General features: G+C 53.3%; 14 protein-coding genes and 2 tRNA genes. 10 read left to right on the top strand and 6 right to left on the bottom strand.

What is annotated here, in order from left to right; translation table 11 throughout:
* Positions 1–45 precede the first annotated feature (45 nt).
* Together HOO88_05105 and HOO88_05100 are read left to right on the top strand one after the other, a co-directional pair.
* A tRNA-Pro gene (locus tag HOO88_05105) sits at positions 46–122 on the top strand.
* Between the two features lie 42 nt (positions 123–164).
* A complete protein-coding gene (locus HOO88_05100; protein ID NOU36127.1) occupies positions 165–1880 on the top strand; it encodes a right-handed parallel beta-helix repeat-containing protein in 1716 nt (571 codons plus the stop codon).
* Here HOO88_05100 and HOO88_05095 read toward each other — a convergent pair.
* Positions 1877–3490 (bottom strand): sulfatase-like hydrolase/transferase, encoded by a 1614-nt coding sequence (locus HOO88_05095; protein NOU36126.1) that lies wholly within the window; start codon positions 3488–3490, stop codon positions 1877–1879. The genes HOO88_05100 and HOO88_05095 overlap by 4 nt on opposite strands.
* A 91-nt stretch (positions 3491–3581) precedes the next feature.
* Between HOO88_05095 and HOO88_05090 the strand changes: the two genes are divergently transcribed.
* Together HOO88_05090 and HOO88_05085 are read left to right on the top strand one after the other, a co-directional pair.
* Positions 3582–5873, top strand: a complete 2292-nt coding sequence (locus tag HOO88_05090) for a hypothetical protein (protein ID NOU36125.1) — start codon at positions 3582–3584, stop codon at positions 5871–5873.
* A gap of 24 nt (positions 5874–5897) precedes the next feature.
* A complete protein-coding gene (locus tag HOO88_05085) occupies positions 5898–7028 on the top strand; it encodes an aldo/keto reductase (protein NOU36124.1) in 1131 nt (376 codons plus the stop codon).
* Here the strand turns inward: HOO88_05085 and thiD are convergent.
* From thiD to eno, 3 genes are all read right to left on the bottom strand, one after another.
* Complete coding sequence (gene thiD, locus HOO88_05080; protein ID NOU36123.1) at positions 7025–7903, bottom strand: bifunctional hydroxymethylpyrimidine kinase/phosphomethylpyrimidine kinase; 879 nt, start codon at positions 7901–7903, stop codon at positions 7025–7027. The two genes, HOO88_05085 and thiD, sit on opposite strands and share 4 nt — an antisense overlap.
* Positions 7900–8238: a hypothetical protein gene (locus HOO88_05075; GenBank protein ID NOU36122.1), complete on the bottom strand. Its 339-nt coding sequence runs from the start codon at positions 8236–8238 to the stop codon at positions 7900–7902. The genes thiD and HOO88_05075 overlap by 4 nt, the downstream gene beginning before the upstream one ends.
* A 135-nt stretch (positions 8239–8373) precedes the next feature.
* Positions 8374–9648 (bottom strand): phosphopyruvate hydratase, encoded by a 1275-nt coding sequence (gene eno, locus HOO88_05070; protein NOU36121.1) that lies wholly within the window; start codon positions 9646–9648, stop codon positions 8374–8376.
* Between the two features lie 159 nt (positions 9649–9807).
* Here eno and rnhA point away from each other — a divergent pair, with 159 nt between their 5' ends.
* The 3 genes from rnhA (at position 9808) to HOO88_05055 (ending at position 12254) form a co-directional block, all read left to right on the top strand.
* Complete coding sequence (rnhA, locus tag HOO88_05065; protein NOU36120.1) at positions 9808–10305, top strand: ribonuclease HI; 498 nt, start codon at positions 9808–9810, stop codon at positions 10303–10305.
* Positions 10306–10512: 207 nt separating this feature from the next.
* A tRNA-Val gene (locus tag HOO88_05060) sits at positions 10513–10589 on the top strand.
* A 60-nt stretch (positions 10590–10649) separates the two neighbouring features.
* Positions 10650–12254, top strand: coding sequence for a peptide chain release factor 3 (locus tag HOO88_05055; GenBank protein ID NOU36119.1), 1605 nt, complete (start codon positions 10650–10652; stop codon positions 12252–12254).
* A 5-nt stretch (positions 12255–12259) separates the two neighbouring features.
* On the opposite strand, the gene HOO88_05050 is transcribed toward HOO88_05055, so the two are convergent.
* Complete coding sequence (locus tag HOO88_05050; GenBank protein NOU36118.1) at positions 12260–13462, bottom strand: aminoglycoside phosphotransferase family protein; 1203 nt, start codon at positions 13460–13462, stop codon at positions 12260–12262.
* Positions 13429–14055, bottom strand: coding sequence for an endonuclease III (gene nth, locus HOO88_05045; GenBank protein NOU36117.1), 627 nt, complete (start codon positions 14053–14055; stop codon positions 13429–13431). The genes HOO88_05050 and nth overlap by 34 nt, the downstream gene beginning before the upstream one ends.
* 177 nt (positions 14056–14232) lie before the next feature.
* Here nth and mvaD point away from each other — a divergent pair, with 177 nt between their 5' ends.
* The 3 genes from mvaD to HOO88_05030 all read left to right on the top strand — a co-directional run bounded on the left by mvaD (position 14233) and on the right by HOO88_05030 (position 16614).
* Positions 14233–15216, top strand: coding sequence for a diphosphomevalonate decarboxylase (gene mvaD, locus HOO88_05040; GenBank protein ID NOU36116.1), 984 nt, complete (start codon positions 14233–14235; stop codon positions 15214–15216).
* A 67-nt stretch (positions 15217–15283) separates the two neighbouring features.
* The gene (gene mutM / locus HOO88_05035) at positions 15284–16171 is read left to right on the top strand and encodes a bifunctional DNA-formamidopyrimidine glycosylase/DNA-(apurinic or apyrimidinic site) lyase (GenBank protein ID NOU36115.1); all 888 of its coding nucleotides are present in this window, start codon (positions 15284–15286) and stop codon (positions 16169–16171) included.
* A 62-nt stretch (positions 16172–16233) separates the two neighbouring features.
* Positions 16234–16614, top strand: a complete 381-nt coding sequence (locus HOO88_05030; GenBank protein NOU36114.1) for a hypothetical protein — start codon at positions 16234–16236, stop codon at positions 16612–16614.
* The last annotated feature ends 50 nt before the right edge of the window (positions 16615–16664 follow it).

Here is a 16664-nt window from a genome sequence, read left to right as displayed (position 1 = left end):
ACCACCATTTTGTCCCGTGCTAGCTTCTCACGCTTTAAACAATGTCGGGGTGTAGCTCAGACTGGTAGAGCGCTACGCTGGGGGTGTAGATGTCGCAGGTTCAAATCCTGTCACCCCGACCATACTAACTGATCGGCGCACAACCGCGAAATTCCTGAAGAGTCATGAAAGAAATCCTCATCGCAAAAATCTTGGACGATATGTCGCCGATCGTTTTTCAAGCTTTGGAAGCATGCGGCGATGACGCGATCCTGAAATTTCAAAAAGGCGAATATCATTTTTATCCCGATCAGGCTTTTGAGAAGCACTATTACATCTCCAATAACAGCGCCAGTCTCAAACGCATCGCCTTCCCGGTTATCGGCAGAAAAAATCTTACCATTGACGGCGGCGGCTCCCGATTTATCTTCCACGGTGAAATGATGCCGTTTGTGGTCGAAAAATCGTCCGGCATCACACTGAAAAACTTTTCCGTCGATTGGCGCCGGCCTTTTTATTCACAAGGCATCATTACGCAGGTGGACGACAGCGGTGTTGAAGTAAAAATTGACTGGGAAAAATATCCGTTTCACATGGAAGGCGATCAGGTCGTTTTTGACGGCGAGGGCTGGTCACACACCTTGCACGACGGAATTTTTGAAATGGATGTCCGCACCGGCTGTCCCGCTTGGCTGAGCGGCGATTCACTGGGTCGCTGGATGACTGCAAAAGACTTCAGCGTTACTCAGATTGATGCCGGAACGATCCGGTTTAATAATAAGTTTGAGCGCAGAGCGATTGTCGGCAACGTGCTTCTGCTCCGTCATTATTCCAGACTCTGCCCTGGAATTCATCTGAAGCAGAGCCGGAATATCCGGATTGAACAAGTGGAGCTAAACCACGCCGGCGGAATGGGCGTCATCGCTCAGTTTTCTGAAGACATCCATCTGAAAAATTTCACCATCCGTCCGACTCCGGGAACGGACCGGATGTTTTCTGTCACGGTCGATGCCACTCATTTTGTCAATTGTCGCGGACTGATTCGCATCGAAGACTGTCATTTCGAAAACCAGATGGACGATCCGGCCAATCTTCATGGCACCAACACGCGCATCAAAGAACGTCTTGACGATTATTCAGTGGTTACTGAGCTGGTGCACAATGAACAGTATGGGTTTGAGATTGCGTTCCCTGGCGATACCCTGAGTTTCGCACATAACGACGATCTGTTAGTTTACGCGTCTGCAACCGTTAAAGCGGTGGAACCGATCAATGCGCAATTCTGCCGGATTGTTTTCGACGAAAAACTGCCGGACGCTTTGCGCGTGTCCGATGTGTTGGATAATCAGAGCTGGGTAGCGGATGCGCACATCAGCGGATGCTTCAGTCATAACAACCGAGCACGCGGTTACCTGCTTTCCACACCGGGTAAAATCGTTTTAGAAAACAACCGGATCGCTGCGGCGGGTTCCGCCGTGAAAATCAGCGGTGACGCCAATTACTGGTTTGAATCAGGCGCCGTGCGCGATGTGCTAATCCGCAATAATGCATTCGGTGATTGCTGTTACGGTCCGCAGGGTTGGGGACGTGCGGTGATCGATATTGATCCGGAAATTTCCAATCCATGGAAAAACCGGGAGTGCTACCACCGCAACATACACATCGAAAATAACACCTTCCGAACCTTTGACACCGGCATTCTCTACGCCCGTTCCGTGGATGGTATTACGTTCAAAAATAATATGGTCGAACGAACGGAGACCTATCCGATGATTCGCCGGATGAAGGCGCTTTTGACCTTCGATGCCTGCAAAGGAATTGATGTCGCTGACAACCGGATTCAGGCCGGAATTAAAGAGCCGTTGCTGGAAAACAACGAAATCCCGCCGTCTGTTGGCTAAGATTTGATTGTTAGCAGTTTTTCAAGTTCTGCCGGATCGCATCCCCACACCTTGCTGTAGGCCTCCAGTAACATCTTTTTGGCTGCAGACGGACAGTGCGGAGCTTCGTCTTTGGAGGCACTGAATTCTTTTAGAAAAAGCGCCGCTTCTTCGGCTGGAGATTTTTTTCCGAACTGTTGAAAGTGGCCGGGCGTGAAGCACCAGCGCGGATATTTTTCGCCGTTGTTCCAGTCGAAGGAAGGGTGGCGGCCTTGCGCGTCAGGCAAAAACTCGCCGTCTTTGACGGTTCCCTCCGGACCGGCCTGTTGTTCGCGCCGGATGGCTTCGGTTTTCAGTTTCGCATAGACGGCTTGCGGGCAGTCCGGCAGGCCGAGCAGGTTGTTCTTTTCGGCAGGATCGTTTTGCATGTCGTAGAGGTATTCATGTCCGCCGGCAAAGTAATAAATGTATTTGTAGCGTTCATCGCGGGTCATGATCCAGCGGTAGCGGCCCTGACAGGAGTGCGCATACTGGATTTTCCGTTTGACGGATGAATTCGAAAGCAGGGATTCACCGTCAAGAACCGCGCGATCCAGACGAATCCCGGCGATGTCGAGCAGTGTCGGAAAAATATCCAGCAGGTCGGCAAATTCTTCGCGGACTGAGCCGGGTTTAAATTTTTCCGGATAGCGGACAACAAGTGGAATGCGGCAGGCGCTGTCGTAGGGCAGAGTTTTTTGATAGAAACCTTTGTCCTGCAGCATCTCGCCGTGATCAGCGGTGTAGATAATCACGGTATTGTCCAGAATGCCGTTGCGCTTGAGTGCCGCGAGAACCCGACCAAACGCTTCATCCACCATCGTGACAGACTCAAGATACGCTTCGCGGATTTTCCGTTTTTCTTCTGTGGAGTCGAAGTCGCCGTAGAGATCGCTGTCTTCGGACGGATAGGGCAGGTCGCGCGATCTTTCCAGCGGCTCCGGCAGATTCGCATCCGCATAAATTCCTTTTTTCGATTCAGGGATATTCCATGGCGGATGGGGTTTAATCCAGCCGAGTGTCAGGAGGAACGGTTGATCACTATTTTGATCAATCCATTCTTCGGCACGTCCGGCCAGCCAGTTCGGGCCGAGGTGTTCTTCCGGAATCAGTGCCTTCTGTGCTTCGTGATATAAAAGCGGGCGGATGCCGTGGATGTTGCGCAGATCACCATACCCATTTGTTTTTAAATACTGGAGGTACGCATCGTCTTCAACGCGCTCAGGAATTTCTTCCATGAGATGCTGTTCATCGTATCCGTGATGGGCAGTCGGCGGGTTAAAGTGGCATTTTCCCAGCACGGCTGTTCGCCAGCCGTGAGCCGAGAGCTCGCGCGGAAAAGTGGGTAGGTTTTCGTCGAGCAGTATTGAAGCATTGTCAAAGTGCCCGTGAGCGCGTCCGGTTTTCCCGGTCAGCATATCGTAACGGGCTGGCACGCAGATTGGGTTGGTCGTATAGGCATTTTTGAACAGACAGCCTTCGTGAACCAGCCGGTCAAGGTTCGGAGTTTTCATCCACGGGAAGCCAGCGGCAGCAAGGGTGTCGAACCGCTGCTGATCCGTCAAAATAATGAGGAAATTCGGCTTCTTCATAAATCATTCTCCTTGAAAATCGAAGGGACATAGAGTTATCTCTCACACCTTGTTTTTCAACGAAAAACGCCCTCAATAACAGGAGTACATCATGGGAACGATCGAAAAATACGGACGGTTTATTCAGGAAGAAAACTGCTTTGAACTCACCGGAGAACCGCCGCGCAAATGGCGCAATATTCATTATAACCAGTGCGGACCGGTTGAATACTACGTTGAGGCGACTCATATCGGCGACGGACATACCCGGGTTCGTTTTGATGACGGATTTTCCGTAGAACTGGTCGGTTACGACTGCAAATATCTCTACATCCGCGACGAAGAAACCGGTAAAGTTTTTTGTCCGGCGGGCATGCCGGCGCCGACTCTGGTGAAAGACTATTCCTGTAAGTTTTTTCCGGAAAAAACCGAGATCAGCTCCACCTGCGACGACCTGCGCGTGACCTGGCGTATTTTTGTTCCCCGCACCGAAGCCTTTGAGGCATGGACCTGCACCGTGAAAAACCTGTCAAATCGTCCGCGGAAACTTTCGGTTTTCGGCTACGCGCTGATGCCGATGAACGGAAAAACGCACGAAGGGAAAGGGTTTGGCCGGAACAACTTTTCCGATGTTTATCCCGAAGTCGGTACCGTGGTCGTCTCGAACCGTGACGTTAAAATTTTTCCGAAAGGATTTATTCGCGGTTACATGACCACGCTCAACAACTGCATGGGCGTTAACGGCTACCGCGATGATTTCACCCGTGCCGATTATTCCGTGTCTGCTCCGAACATTCTCTGGGGCTGGAACTGCGATAACCGGCCCGGGTACGGCCCCGACTGCGCCGGCATTATTCAGGTCGGGCTGGACATCCCGGCCAAGGGCGAGTCGCGTGCTGACTTCCTGATCGGACACTGTGACAGCGTCGAAGATGTTAAAGCGCTGCGCGCCCGTATTACACCGGAGAAACTCGACACGCTGTGCGCCGAGCAGGCCGCCGTGGAACGTCAGCACGAATCCATGTTCAGCGTTAATACCGGCGCAGAAAATAAAGACCGCGATGCGCTGATGAACCTGTTTGTCAAAAAGCAGATGTATTCTTACCTCATCGACAAGTCCGGTTTCCGCGATAATCTGCAGACCGACTGTGCCATCGCGATGTTCGACTATCCGACGGCTCGCGCCAATCTGTTGCGCGCGCTTTCTTCGCAGAAACCGTCCGGAGAGGTGCTGCACAGCTTCCGCCCATTCAACCGTCTGACCTATGCGGATAAGCCGGCGTGGATTCTGATGACGGTCCCGTGGATGATCAAAGAGTCCGGCGATTTTGATCTACTCAAAGAGGTTGTTCCGTACTTTGAGTCGAAAGAGAAGGGTACAGTTTGGGATCACATTCAGCGCACGATCCGCTATATGGCTAAGGATATCGGCAAGCGAGGCCTTTCGCTTCAGCACTTCGCCGACTGGAACGACGGGCTGGAGCCGTCTGAAAAAACCGGCGAGCGCGAAAGCGTTATGGTCAGCCAGCAGCTCTGTCACGGCTGTCTGGAAATCGCTGAACTGGCGGAACGGATCGGCGACAAAGCAGTCGCGGAAGAGTGTCACGCTGTCTTCACACAGATGTCGAACGCCATCAACAAAAACGCGTGGGATGGGAAATGGTATCAGCGCACCATCTGCGAAGATGGGTATCCGCTCGGATCCGATCAGCATGATGAGGCGAAAATTTTCCTCAACACGCAGGCCTGGGCGATTATCGGCGGCGTAGCCGACAGCGACCGCGCGAAATCCTGCATGGAGGCCGTGGACAAATATTGCACCAAGCCGGAAGGGTATGTGATTTGCCACCCGCCGCTCAACAGTTACGACGAGCGCATCGGACGGTTTTCGACGCTTATGCCGCTGGCCGGCACCAATGGCGGCTGTTACTGCCACGCATCAGGGTTTAAAGCGTTGGCGGACTGCCTGATGGGACGGGCCGAAGAAGCCTGGCAGACCTATATCCGCGTTTGTCCCGACAATCCGGAAAACCCGATCAGCCGTTCCGGGGCGGAGCCGTTTTCGTTCGTGAACATGTTTGATCTGGTTGCCCAGACCCGCGGCAAATCCGGCTACGCCTGGCGCACCGGAACCGCTCCGTGGTTCACCATGGTGCTGATCGAGTGGATTCTCGGCGTCCGGCGCAGCTATGAAGGACTTCTGATTGACCCATGTCTCTCAAAGAAAGTTCCGAAAGCCTCCGTCAAGCGCACCTTCCGTGGTGCAGTCTATAATGTAAATATCGACAACACAGCCGGACGCTGCCGTGGAGTTACTTCCATCACCGTGGATGGTAAAAAAATCGACGGCAATGTTCTGCCGCTGTTTAAAGACGGTGAACACCGTGTTGATGTCGTGATTTGACAAATTAAAACTTTGGAGTTCAACGTGCGTTACAACTCATTCGGAAACACCGGAATCAAGATATCTGCATTGGGATTTGGATCCATGCGACTGCCGATGAGCTGGAGCGAAGGCGGAGTCGGTCATGTAAAAATGGATGAATCGGTTGCACTGATTCGCCGCGCCTTTGAACTGGGGGTTAACTATGTGGATTCAGCCTGGTTTTACTGTCAGGGCGAAAGTGAAACAGCCGTTGGCCGCGCACTGAAAGACGGCTGGCGGGAAAAAATAACGCTCTCCACAAAATTACCGGTGGGTAAGGTCGAAAAACGCGATGACGGACGACGCTTTCTGGAAGAACAACTCAAGCGGCTCGATACCGATCATATTGATGTTTACCATTTGCACGGTGTCGGCAAAGAGGCCATGCGTGATGTGGTCGACCGGTTTCATCTTCTCGATGATGTTCTGAAGGCAAAAGACGAGGGAATGATCCGCCACGTCTCATTTTCATTTCACGACAAACCGGAAGAGATGATCCCGATTATTGACCGCGGCTGTTTTTCGTCCGTGCTCTGCCAGTACAACCTTCTCGATCGCGCCAACGAAGAGTCCATTGCCTATGCCAAAAGCAAAGGGCTGGGCGTGGTCATTATGGGACCGGTGGCGGGCGGACGTCTCAAGTACCCGTCCGAAGCGTTTAAGAAAGCGATCGGGAACAAGCAGATCAAGACACCTGAACTGGCTTTACGGTTTGTCTTATCTAATCCGAACGTGGATTGCGCGCTTTCCGGCATGGAAACCATCCAGATGGTGGAAGAGAATGTGGTTGCCGCTTCGGATGAAACGCCGCTCAGCACGGATGAAAAAGCAGCGATTGAAAAGACCGCCGACGACCTGAAGCAGCTGGCATCGCTCTATTGCACCGGCTGTGCTTATTGCCTGCCGTGTCCGCAGGACGTCAACATTCCGAAATGCTTTGAGTTTATGAATTATCACCGCGTTTATGGTCTGACGGAACACGCCCGCAACCAGTACGCGCAATTCGGCAAGCCGTGGATCGCCAAAGGTAAAGATGCGTCGCACTGTATCGAATGCGGCGCCTGTTTGGAAAAATGCCCGCAGAAGATTCCCATCATCGAACGCCTGAAAGAAACACACGCCGCGCTCGGCTAAGTATTTCCGCAGGTTGGAAGCGCGGCGCGTGATCCCGGCCCGCCGATTTTCTGAGCGACGAACGGAAAATCCTGTTCCGCCTTTTCCCACGGGTTGAAGGCAAGCGGGCCGAAGCCGCTGCCAAGTCCCGGTGCCAGACGCAGTCCCTGATTCAGGTAAGCTTTGGCAACGATGATGCTGTCAAGCGGGCGGTAACCCAGTGCGCGGGCCGTTGCGACCGCAGACGAAAGTACGCAGCCTGTTCCATGCGAGTGCTTCGTGTCGATACGCGGACTGGAAAGCCAGGCGTGATCTTTCCCGTTGCTCCAGTAATCGCTTGAAAGCTCCATGTCGTGGAATCCGTGACCGCCTTTAATCAGAACCTCTTTGACACCGGAAGCGAGCGCCTTTTGAGCGGCGGCTTCGATGTCGGCGGGCGTGGCGATTTCCATGCCGAGCAGGTGTTCGGCTTCGGGAATGTTCGGCGTGATTAAATCAACGACCGGAAAAAGTTTTTCGGTGAGAATTTTCCATGCAGAGGCCTCGAGCAGAAATGCGCCGCTGGATGAAATGAGAACCGGATCACAAACTGTGAAAGGCGCTTTAACTGTTTTAAGAAAAGCCGCGACGATTTCGACGGAGGCAGCGGTGCCGAGCATACCGAGTTTAACGGCGGCAGGCGGCAGATCGGCCTTGAGCGCTTCAAGCTGGGCGGAGAGCATATCCGGCGCGACCCATTCAAGGCGGCCCGTGCCGATGGTATTTTGGGCTGTCAGTGCTGTAATCGCCGAACAGTCGTGCGCACCGAGCAGGTTGATGACTTTGATGTCAGCTTGGATACCGGCTCCGCCACCGGAATCCGCACCTGCGATGGTCCAAACAATCGGTTTTTTCATGGGTTGGTCGCTCCGGTTGCGACCGGCGGCGGATTGCTGACGGTCTTATCGTTGAACTGATAGATGGTTTCGCCATCGTGGGCGTAACCGGTTTCGTGGGCGATTTGCTGAACAAAATATTTATCGGAACCGAAGCGCTCCTGCTTGATGCGCAGTTCTTTGATGGATTCCTCCTTGGCGCGGATATCAGCTTCCAGCACGTTCTTGGTTTCCTGATAACTGCGGAACTGAGCCACCTTCGGCAGAAAGGCGAAAACGACGCCGGTCAGCGCGAGACCAATCACGGCAATCGCAACATAGCGGTAAACAACATTCCAGTATTTCTGAGGACTCACGGCGCGCAGTATAGGGGGAGGGGGATGAATTATGAAGTAGGAAATATGAAATATGAAAAAGAAGGATTCAGTACAAAAAACCGCCCCGGAGAAACTCCGGGGCGATCAGTCTTCATGGTTTTTTATCCATGAAACTTAGCAACCGTAACGGGCTTCGCTGCCCAGCATTTCTTCAATGCGTAGCAGCTGGTTGTATTTGCTGATCCGGTCAGAACGGCTGAGTGAGCCGGTCTTGATCTGGCCTGCGTTAGTTGCCACAGCGATGTCGGCAATCGTGTTGTCTTCGGTCTCGCCGGAGCGATGGGAAACAACGGCGGTGTAGCCAGCTTTGTGGGCCATTTCGATGGAGTCCAGCGTTTCGGTCAGCGTGCCGATCTGGTTGACCTTGATCAGGATCGAGTTGGCGCAACCGGTATCGATACCTTTTTTGAGGTATTCAACGTTGGTTACGAACAGATCGTCGCCGACCAGCTGGCACTTGTCGCCGAGCTTATCGGTCAAAATCTTCCAGCCTTCCCAGTCGTTTTCGCTCATACCGTCTTCGATGGAGTCGATCGGGTATTTTGCGGCCAGCGAAGCGAGATAGTCAGCCTGTTCGGCGGACGAACGCTTCGCGCCGTTCGGGCCTTCAAACTTGGCGTAGTTATAAATGCCATCCTTAAAGAACTCAGAAGCGGCGCAATCGAGGCCGATCATCACATCTTTGCCCGGCTCATAACCTGCATCCTTGATCGCCTGCATGATGCTGTCGGCAGCTTCTTCCGTCCCGCCGGAAAACTTCGGTGCAAAACCGCCTTCGTCACCGACGGCTGTGCTCAGACCTTTTTTCTTCAGAATCGCTTTCAGCGCATGGAACACTTCAGCACCGCAACGCAGACCTTCGCTGAAGGACTTCGCGCCGACTGGGCGGATCATGAATTCCTGGAAAGCGATCGGAGCGTCAGAGTGTGAGCCGCCGTTGATGATGTTCATCATCGGAACCGGCAGAACCTTGGCATTCACGCCGCCGATGTAGCGGAAGAGCGGAATGTTCAGATAATCGGCGGCGGCGCGGGCGGTGGCCAGCGAAACGCCGAGAATGGCGTTGGCGCCGAGGTTGCTCTTGGTCTTGGTGCCGTCGAGATCAATCATGAAACGGTCAACGCCGACCTGATCGAGCGCGTCCATGCCGATGATCGCCGGAGCAATCTGTTCATTGACGTTGGCAACGGCTTTCTGAACGCCTTTGCCGAGATAACGCTTCTTATCGCCGTCGCGCAGTTCGAGCGCTTCGTTTTCGCCGGTTGAGGCACCGGACGGAACGGCCGCACGGCCCATTGCGCCGGATTCGAGAATCACATCCACTTCAATCGTCGGGTTGCCGCGCGAATCAAGAATTTCACGGGCCAATACTTCTACAATAACTGACATATCTGCTCCTTTGGTTTGCGGGTTCTAAAGCGCTCTGAAAAATGAGCCGGAACTATACGGACGCACCCGCACCCCCGCAACCTGAAAACGGAGGGAAAAACACAGCCATCCTTTAAGTTTTCAAGGGTTGGGGAAATCAACTACCGTGCGTTCCGATTTATGGATGAACCTGTAAAAATTTATACGGATGGCGCGTGCAAGGGAAATCCCGGGCCGGGCGGTTACGGCGCGGTTCTTTTGTCCGGCGAACGCCGGAAAGAGCTTTCCGGCGGATTCCGTAAAACCACCAATAACCGCATGGAAATGATGGCCTGTATCGAAGGGCTGCGCTCGTTAAAGCGGCCTTGCATCGTCGAGCTGACCAGCGATTCCAGCTATGTGGTGAATGCCATAGAAAAGGGCTGGGCTAAACGGTGGCGTTCCAATGGGTGGAAGCTCTCTCCGGGTAAATTGGCTAAAAATTCAGATCTCTGGAAACAGCTCCTCGATCTGTGTGCCGAACACGCCGTCAAATTCCACTGGGTCAAAGGTCACGCCGGTCATCCCGAAAATGAACGGTGTGATGTGCTGGCGGTCGAGGCGTCGCAATTGAAAGACCTGCCCGCTGACGTAGCTTTTGAATCTGCCATTCTCACTGACGATCTTTTCAGTCTCTGATTTTTGTTTTATCTGACTGCACCGCGAGTCCACAGGGCAAAATTCTTTTTCAGCTGTTCAGTCCGATTTTCATAAATGAGCTGCTGAAGGCGCAGCTCCTGCGCATCGGAAAGGGTTCGCTGGGTTATTCTGCGACAGTTTTGATAAAAACCATTTCCGCGCATTGACACACCTAGGCGAGTTCTATACTTTCTCGGTTCACTTTTCGGGCGTTTAGCTCAGTTGGTTAGAGCGCTTCCTTGACATGGAAGAGGTCTGGAGTTCGAGTCTCCAATCGCCCACCACTCGCTTTCGCGGCGGGTCGCCGCTGAAAGTTCCAGCTACTTTGATCCCGGATGACGGCTATGAGTTTTGAGCAGGAAATCGCCAAACGGCGCACGATTGCGATTATTTCGCACCCGGACGCCGGTAAGACAACGCTGACGGAAAAGCTGCTGCTCTACGGCGGCGCGCTTCAGCTGGCTGGTTCGGTGACCGCGCGCAAAACCCAGCGGGCGACAACGTCCGACTGGATGGAGCTGGAACGTCAGCGCGGAATTTCCGTCACCTCGACCGTGCTTCAATTTGAATATCGCGGAGTTTGCGTCAACCTGCTCGATACACCCGGTCACCGTGACTTTTCAGAAGATACGTACCGCGTACTGATGGCGGTGGATTCGGTGGTGATGGTGATCGACGCGGCGAAGGGGATTGAAAGCCAGACCCGCAAGCTGTTTGAAATCTGCCGGATGCGCGGCATTCCGATTTTCACGTTCATGAACAAGCTCGACCGGCCGTCACGCGATGCGCTGGTTCTGATCGACGAACTGGAGCAGACTCTGCAACTGCGCGTCTGCGCGATGAACTGGCCGCTGGGCAACGGTTCTGATTTTCAAGGTGTCTATGACCGGCAAGCCAAGCAGGCGCACTTTTTTGAACGCACCGCGCACGGCGCATATCGCGCACCGGTGGCACTTCACGCGGTAACCGACTCGCAGGTGCGCGACCGGATGCCGGAAAATGTCTATGAAGCGCTGATCAACGAGCTGGACGTACTGGATACTGCCGGCGAAGTTTTCAACCTCCCGGAGGTTCAGGCCGGCGAACTCAGTCCGGTGTTTTTCGGCAGTGCCATCAATAATTTTGGCGTTCAGCTGATGCTCGACGCGATTGTCGATTATGCGCCTGCGCCGCAGCCGCGCTTTTCCGGCGCGGAAAAAATTAAACCGGAGAATCCGAAATTTTCCGGCTTTATTTTCAAGATTCAGTCGAACATGGATCCCAAGCATCGCGACCAGATCGCCTTCCTGCGCATCTGTTCCGGATGTTTCACCCGCGACATGCGCGTGACCCATTCGCGGACCGGCGAACTGGTACGGCTTTCCAGTTCGCACCGGGTTTTTGCGAAAGAACGGGAAACGGTGGATATCGCTTATCCCGGCGATGTGATTGGACTGGTAGGGCACACCGGCTTCGGTATCGGCGACACGCTGACGGAAGACCCGGCGATTGTGTACCATGAAATGCCGCAGTTTGCGCCGGAGTGTTTTGCGATGCTCTACAATCCGGTTCCCGCGCAGTACAAACGCTTTCAGGCTGGCGTGAAGCACCTTTTACAGGAAGGTGCGTTGCAGTCGTTCCACTTTCCGGATCAGGCACAGAACGCGCCGTTGCTGGGCGCGGTCGGCGTGTTGCAGTTTGAAGTGTTCAAATACCGGCTGGAACACGAATACGGCGCGACGGCCCGGCTCGAACCGGCACCGTACAAAATTATCCGCTGGGTGGACGAATCGGGCGGAGCGGCATCGGTCGTAACCGAATCCATGCTGCCGCCGAGCTGCCGTCTTTTGCTGGATTCATCGGATCGAAAAGTGATGCTGTTTGATTCCGAATGGATTGTGAAATTTTTCTGCGAACGCAATCCGGACGTCCGCCTGCTGAGTCTGCCCGCCGCTATTAAGCGTTCATAGGCGGCTTATGCGAATGCTTCGTCCAGTATTTTGACAATCTGCCGTTTACGGATCTCAATGCTTTCACAAAGGCGGAACTGCACATTGGCGCGGTGAAGATTCTGTTCCGGAAGTCGGATTTTGAAATAAACATTTCCGGCCAGATGATCCTGAAAGAAACGCAGACCCAGTTCCAGAGCGATGAGCCGGATGGAATCATAAAGATACTTCCGGTCGTTTGCGGTCAGAAATCCTTTGGCATGAGCGGTATACCCGCGAATAAACGCATCGCAGAAATCCAAATCGAACGCCACGCCGGACAAATCCTGTGTTTCTTCGCCCTCACGGTTGCACAGCGAGCGCAGAGCGTCGCCAAAGTCATAATGAATCAGTCCCGGCTTCACCGTATCAAGATCAATCATCGCCGTGCCTTTGCCGGTGTCGTCGTCGATCATAAAATTGCTAACCTTCGGGTCGCCGTGGATCAGCCGGGTTTTTATTTCACCGGCACTCAGCGCATTCTGCAGAACCGGAATAAAATCTCGCCGAGCCTCAATAAATTTATGCAGGCTTCGTACCTGTTCAGAACCGCGCATCAGTTCGCGGGCTTTTGCCGAGGCAATGGTTTGGTCGTATTTTTCCAGATACTTCGGGGTTTCGTGGTAACCCGGCAGTGTGTCGTGCAGACGGGCTGGATCGATTCCGGAAATCAGCCGGTGAAACTGGCCCAGCACAACGCCGGTTTCGTAGGCGTGTTCCTCGCTTTGAGCAATATCAAAAGTCGATGCGGAAGCAATCAGCGTCATGGCGCGCCAGAAATTTCCGTCTTCGTCTTTGAAAAGATCTTCTCCGGCTTTAGAGGGAATAATTCTCGGTAGTTGCCAGATGCGGTCGGCGTCTTCGCTTTCTCGCAGTAACTGTTCGTGACAGTGTTGAGTAAGAATCCGCATGTTCTCCATGATCCAGTCTGGGCGGACGAAAACATGGTGATTGACGCGCTGAATAATAACGCGTTCCTCGGAAAAGTGAGTTCGAAACACAGCAATATAGGTGTCGTTCACATTTCCGCTGGTTGTTGGACGGATGCTTGCCAGCCGTCCGTGCAGATCAAACTGTTGGGCAATCTGTTCCGGAGTCATTGGGTTTTTATATCCGATCCGATCCGATTTGTCGTTTAGAAACCGGCGGGTTTTTATTATCCGCAGTTGAGCGTCCGGCATATTTCGCATTTCGTACCGTCACAGCTGCGTGCGGAACAGTGTTCGCGTCCGTAGAGGATCAGTTGGATGTGTAGCTTATTCCACCGTTCCGGCGGAAACAGCTTTTTCAAATCAGCTTCGGTCTGGACGACGTTCGTTCCGCTGGTCAGCTTCCAGCGTTGCGCCAGACGGTGAATATGCGTATCCACCGGAAATGCCGGAACGCCGAACGCCTGCGCCATGATGACTGATGCGGTCTTATGGCCGACGCCGGGGAGTTTTTCCAATTCATCAAAACTGTCCGGCACTTTGCCGTTGTGTTCGGCGACCAGCATCTTTGACATTTCAAAAATCGATTTTGATTTCGTGTTCGCCAGTCCACAGGTTTCGATCAGTTTGCGGATTTTTTCCTGGCCGAGTTTAACCATTTTCACCGGCGTGTCCGCTTTGGCAAACAGCGCGGGCGTCACCAGATTGACTCGCTTATCGGTACATTGCGCGGAAAGAATCACAGCGACGAGCAGGGTATAGGAGTCGGTGTGCTTCAGCGGTACTTCGACGGCTGGATAAAGTTTGTCCAGCCGACCGCCGATAAATTCTGCCCGTTCCTTTTTCGTACTCATGTAAAGGGATTTAATTGATTTGGAGTGCGGACGCAAGCGAAGCGCGAGGCCGCTTTTTTTGTTGCGACGTTCCTTTGAAGGGAAAAGCTCCGTCGCACTTTGTTTGCCGGAGCACTCCAGAATAGACCTCATCTTGTTTATCCTGTTCATCCGGTCAGAAAATAGTAATTTCGGGATATGACACGCCAACAATTCGTTAAGTTAATGCTCAAGCGGGCTTCCGGAAAGCCAGTAACACGCGGCGAGGAGTTTGCGCCCGCCAACATCGCGCTCTGCAAATATTGGGGCAAGCGTGACGCCGAGCTCAACCTGCCGGTTAATTCGAGCCTCTCCATTTCGCTTGGTAAACTCGGCACGCACACCGTGGTGAAGTTCGCCAAAACCGCCGACCGGATTTTTCTGAACGGCAAACCGGCTCCGGCGGATTTCGCCGACCGGCTCTCGAAATATCTCAACCTGTTCCGCGCCGAAGGACAATTCTTCGAAGTCCGAACCAAAAACAATATTCCGACCGCCGCCGGACTGGCATCGTCGGCCTCCGGCTTCGCCGCCTTGGTCAAAGCGCTCGATCAGCTGTTCGGCTGGGGATTTAATCCGCGCGAACTTTCCATGCTGGCACGGCTCGGTAGCGGCAGTGCGGCCCGTTCGCTCTACGACGGTTTTGCCGTCTGGCATGCCGGTGTGCGCGCCGACGGCATGGACAGCTACGCCGAACCGATTTCCGCAGAATGGAAAGAGTTGCGGATTGGCGTCCTCGAAGTTTCCAAGTCCAAGAAGAAAACCGGTTCGACCGACGGCATGAACCGCACGGTTGAAACGTCGGAACTTTATGAAGCGTGGCCCGCGCAGGCCGACTGTGACTTTGACGAATTGCGTACTGCGATTGCCGCGCAGGATTTCTCCATGCTCGGCAAAACCGCCGAGAATAACGCGTTGGCGATGCACGCCACTATGCTGGCGGCGTGGCCGCCGCTCTGCTACTGGAAACCGCAGTCGGTCGCGCTGATGCAGAAAGTCTGGCAGGCGCGCGAAGACGGCCTTGAGGTTTATTTCACCATGGATGCCGGCCCGAATCTGAAACTGCTCTTCCTTGAAAAAGACACCCGCGCCGTGAAGAAGATTTTTCCTAACGCCCAAATCGTCAACCCGTTTTTAACGTAGGACAGGCTTCCAGCCTGTCTAGACAGGCAAGATGCCTGTCCTACATTTCTGAAAGTGGAATTTTCAGATGCCAGAGTTACCAGAAGTTGAAACCATTCGTCGCCAGCTCTGCGCCGCCGGTGTGGAAGGGCGAACCATCGAAAAGGTGTATATCGAATGGCCGCGTACCGTTGAGCCGCTGACGCCGTCCGCTTTCTGCAAACAGATTCAAGGCCGCACGCTGCAAAAGATTGATCGCCACGGAAAGTGGCTGGTTTTCCGATTGGATGGAAAAGAAAACCTGCTGGTGCATCTGCGGATGACCGGTGGATTTTATCTGACGCAGGGCGCGCTGAAAAAAGGGAAACACGACCGCGCGATTCTTCAGCTGAGCGGTGGACTGAATCTGCACTTCCGCGATCCGCGCAAATTCGGTCGCTGGCGGCTCGTTCCGGGAGGGTTTCGCTCCGTCGAAACCGTTTCCGGCGGCGACGGAGCGCGACTCGACAGAGCTCGTCGAAGTCCGCCCTCCAGAATTGCAGGCCTCGGGCCGGACGCGCTGACGGTGACACAGAAACAGTTTCGTAAAGCGCTAGAGAATCAGAACAAAGTGCTGAAGGCGCTCTTGCTCGACCAGTCATTCGTGGCGGGTGTCGGCAACATTTATGCCGACGAAGCATTGTTTGAAGCGCGGCTCGATCCGTGCCGGAAGTCCGGGACATTGAGTGACGCCGAAAAGCTGGCGCTTTATAAAGCGGTGACGAAGGTGATCAAAGCCGGTGTGCGCAACAAAGGAACGTCGCTCGGTGATGGGCAGGGCAACTATGTCGATCTCAATGGCGAAGCTGGCGGCCATCGCGAAAAAGTCAAAGTCTATGGCCGCGCCGGACAGCCCTGCGTTGTCTGCGGCCAGCCGCTTCACAAAACCCAGATCGTCCAGCGCACCACCGTTTTTTGTCCTCACTGCCAGAAATGAATAGGCTTTATTCGATATAAGAAAGTCGCTAGTTTGCAGAGTATTTCAAGGAGAGATAGAGAATGTATTACCTGCTTTCTAAAATATCGATGATCGTATGGTATGTTATTTGGCTTGGTGTGCCAGGCTTAGTACTTACTGGCGTAATTCCTGCGACTCGAAGAATGTCAGGAAAAGCACGATTCTTTGTTAGCGTAATTGCTGTGTGGGTGCTTTTGATTCTCTATCATTTTTTTATACACGATCCTATCTTGCTTAAAGTTGCTCAACTTGAGAATCAGCCAGATCCAGAAACTGGTGCGTTTCTGGCGAAATTCTTCATGGTGCTGCTTGGCTGGATAGTAGGCATTCAAAGCACTTTAGCTTGGATTTTTTGTATCTGGTTGTACAAAAAATGGCGAAGCAAAAAGTTTCAGCAATTTGCCAGAGACGATTCCAAATAACGTCTTATTTTTAAATCAGTGATGATTTATAAACAAAAAAGCCGTTCCGG

This window comes from Kiritimatiellaceae bacterium (genome assembly GCA_013141415.1).
GTDB lineage: Bacteria > Verrucomicrobiota > Kiritimatiellia > Kiritimatiellales > Tichowtungiaceae > Tichowtungia.
The sequence above is the reverse complement of the archived record's forward strand: the minus strand, read 5'-3'. Positions and strand labels throughout refer to the sequence as shown.

Excerpts from the sequence above, each read along its gene's own strand:
- HOO88_05100 (NOU36127.1), top strand. The coding sequence starts at position 165 with ATGAAAGAAATCCTCATCGCAAAAATCTTGGACGATATGTCGCCGATC.
- HOO88_05095 (NOU36126.1), bottom strand. The coding sequence starts at position 3,490 with ATGAAGAAGCCGAATTTCCTCATTATTTTGACGGATCAGCAGCGGTTC.
- HOO88_05090 (NOU36125.1), top strand. The coding sequence starts at position 3,582 with ATGGGAACGATCGAAAAATACGGACGGTTTATTCAGGAAGAAAACTGC.
- thiD (NOU36123.1), bottom strand. The coding sequence starts at position 7,903 with ATGAAAAAACCGATTGTTTGGACCATCGCAGGTGCGGATTCCGGTGGC.
- eno (NOU36121.1), bottom strand. The coding sequence starts at position 9,648 with ATGTCAGTTATTGTAGAAGTATTGGCCCGTGAAATTCTTGATTCGCGC.
- rnhA (NOU36120.1), top strand. The coding sequence starts at position 9,808 with ATGGATGAACCTGTAAAAATTTATACGGATGGCGCGTGCAAGGGAAAT.
- HOO88_05055 (NOU36119.1), top strand. The coding sequence starts at position 10,650 with ATGAGTTTTGAGCAGGAAATCGCCAAACGGCGCACGATTGCGATTATT.
- HOO88_05050 (NOU36118.1), bottom strand. The coding sequence starts at position 13,462 with ATGCGAAATATGCCGGACGCTCAACTGCGGATAATAAAAACCCGCCGG.
- nth (NOU36117.1), bottom strand. The coding sequence starts at position 14,055 with ATGAGTACGAAAAAGGAACGGGCAGAATTTATCGGCGGTCGGCTGGAC.
- mvaD (NOU36116.1), top strand. The coding sequence starts at position 14,233 with ATGACACGCCAACAATTCGTTAAGTTAATGCTCAAGCGGGCTTCCGGA.
- mutM (NOU36115.1), top strand. The coding sequence starts at position 15,284 with ATGCCAGAGTTACCAGAAGTTGAAACCATTCGTCGCCAGCTCTGCGCC.
- HOO88_05030 (NOU36114.1), top strand. The coding sequence starts at position 16,234 with ATGTATTACCTGCTTTCTAAAATATCGATGATCGTATGGTATGTTATT.